Annotated in this window: 1 protein-coding gene; it reads left to right on the top strand. The window is 54.9% G+C overall.

Features of this window, described 5'->3' with window-relative positions:
- Positions 1-481, top strand: a 481-nt coding sequence (locus BGO59_RS14655) for an FG-GAP repeat protein (protein ID WP_293684564.1), incomplete at both ends; no start/stop codon positions are given.

Here is a 481-nt window from a genome sequence, read left to right as displayed (position 1 = left end):
TCAAAAAGATCGTGGCCTACGACCGGGGTGCTAATGATCAATTTGGCTGGTCGGTGGGTATCAGTGGGAGCCTGATTGTGGTGGGTGCTTATACAGACGGCCAAGATGCGTCGGGGGGCAACACACTCACCGATGCGGGTTCGGCTTACGTGTTCAGCCAGAACCAGGGAGGGACTGATAGCTGGGGACAGACCCAAAAAGTGGTTCTGAGCGATTATATCGGCAGACAGAATTATGGCTACTCAGTGGCCATCGACGGCGATTATGCCGTGGTAGGAGCTCCTTCGGACTATCTCGATGCAACCAGTGGTCAGCCCCTGGGAAATGCAGGTTCAGCCTATGTGCTCAAACGGCAAAACGGCACCTGGAGCCAGATCCAAAAGCTGGTAGCCAGCGACCGGGCTATTGTTGATCAATTTGGCTGGTCGGTGGGTATCAGTGGGAGCCTGATTGTCGTGGGGGCTTTTCAGGAAGACGAAGA

It is taken from the genome of Spirosoma sp. 48-14 (assembly GCF_001898575.1).
Classification (GTDB): domain Bacteria; phylum Bacteroidota; class Bacteroidia; order Cytophagales; family Spirosomataceae; genus Spirosoma.
The sequence above is the reverse complement of the archived record's forward strand: the minus strand, read 5'-3'. Positions and strand labels throughout refer to the sequence as shown.